Annotated in this window: 2 protein-coding genes; both read left to right on the top strand. The window is 42.2% G+C overall.

Translation table 11 applies throughout. The annotated features are described in order from the left end of the window. Positions 1-550: 550 nt before the first annotated feature. Positions 551-844, top strand: coding sequence for a hypothetical protein (locus R7P67_RS23390; protein ID WP_206974368.1), 294 nt, complete (start codon positions 551-553; stop codon positions 842-844). A gap of 64 nt (positions 845-908) precedes the next feature. Further along, a complete protein-coding gene (locus R7P67_RS23385) occupies positions 909-1,829 on the top strand; it encodes an IS5-like element ISVa2 family transposase (protein ID WP_318086139.1) in 921 nt (306 codons plus the stop codon). Positions 1,830-1,919: the final 90 nt, after the last annotated feature.

Genomic DNA, 1,919 nt, shown 5'->3' with positions numbered 1-1,919 from the left:
TTTTCTAAAACGTAATCTAGCTTACGTCACTCCACTAAATAAGAGCGAAAACACCCGCCAACATTACTACTGAGGCGATACAAGTGCGAGCAATGATGCCGAAGTGCGACGGTTGAATCATTTCGTTATGCATAAATAATCTCCTGTTTGTTATGAACAGCCAATTTACTTTGGCTTAATAACACTATGTCGAATATCCATTTTTTTAACAACCCATACAAACATTAAATATTTATGACACCAAAATCATCTTTTGGAGATCGGAATTACTTTTGGGAGCAGTATCACACATAATTCACATGGAAATATCTTCATCGATTATCGCTATTTCTCAGTCAAAACCTCCGGTTCCCTTATATTGCGATTAAAATTATTTCCCAACTTATAAAAAGCACTTTTCTTTATAAATCAAAAAATTAAATCAAATCAATCAATTATACTCGCCTTAAAATCCCTTATTCTTGGGGAATCCATAAGCACTTAATAGATAAGAAGTGATAGACTTAGCAAGTACTGCTACTTAACGAGATCACAATTTATTAATAAGCTCATGCACTTTCCGATTAAAACGCTGTCTTGCGCTCTATTAGCGGTGATTGGACTCTTCTTCCAGACTGGTTATGTCTTCGCCAATACAGATAAACATATCTATCTCGAAGAACACATTTCGCCCGAAAGCCAACCCATGTTGAGTACCTACTTCCGTTCTATGGGTAAGCCTCGCTCAATCAAAGAAAATGTGCTCACGGTTCCGCAAGATGCTTCGCCCGAAACGCTCGCCCTCTACTATTTTGCTCGTATTTATTTAGAACGCTATGAAGGTGTTCCCGGCTTTGTTGCTTAAATCGATGGAACTAAATCTAGAAGCTACGATCTGATCGGCTACACCCATCAATCGTCGTAGCCTCATGCCTAAACCTCGTTACAAAACAACTAACTGGAAACAGTACAACAAAGCCTTAATCAACCGTGGTTCTCTGACCTTTTGGATTGATGAGGAAACGATAGCTGAGTGGAAACAAAACAAACAAGGCAAGCGTGGTAGACCTCGTCGATTCAGCGACTTAGCCATTACTACAGCACTGATGGTAAAACGCGTTTTCTCTATGCCGTTGAGAGCGCTACAAGGTTTTCTAGACTCTGTATTTAAGCTGGCTAACATCCCGCTTGTTTGCCCGCACTACACCTGTATAAGCCGCCGAGCTAAGGAAGTTGAGGTTTCATTTAAAACCAAAACCAGAGGAGCAATACAACACCTAGCAATTGATGCCACTGGCCTCAAGGTTTATGGCGAGGGTGAATGGAAGGTCAAGAAGCATGGTACTGATGGGAAGCGCAGAGTCTGGCGTAAACTGCATATTGCAGTAGATACAAGCACTCACGAAATAGTCGCAGCAGAGCTGAGTTTATCTAACGTAACCGATGCCGAAGTGCTCCCCAACTTACTCAAGCAAACGCGTCGTAAAATAATTGAAATATCAGGTGATGGTGCTTATGACACAAGGAATTGTCATGATGCGATAAGGATTAAGCAAGCGGTTGCGCTTATCCCACCACGAGAAGGGGCTGCATTCTGGGAACAAGGGCACCCTCGTAATTTAGCAGTAGGTTGTCAAAAGCTCTACGGCTCCAACAAGAAGTGGAAAAAGCGGTATGGCTATCATAAGCGCTCTCTGTCAGAGACCGCAATGTACCGAGTAAAACAGCTGCTAGGTGGGAAATTAAGCCTAAGAAATTACAATGCTCAGGTTGGCGAGACTTACGCTATGATCAAAGCGCTGAACAAGCTTACAGGGCTTGGTATGCCTGAAACTCAGTGTGTTGTATAAGAATCACTCAATTGCAGGCAGTTTGGTTCTCTGACCGAATTACGCAACAAAGCCCCTCGGCTTTAGTGGTTACGGCACAATGTTTGAAGT

Source organism: Vibrio sp. Vb0937 (assembly GCF_033338855.1).
The sequence above is the reverse complement of the archived record's forward strand: the minus strand, read 5'-3'. Positions and strand labels throughout refer to the sequence as shown.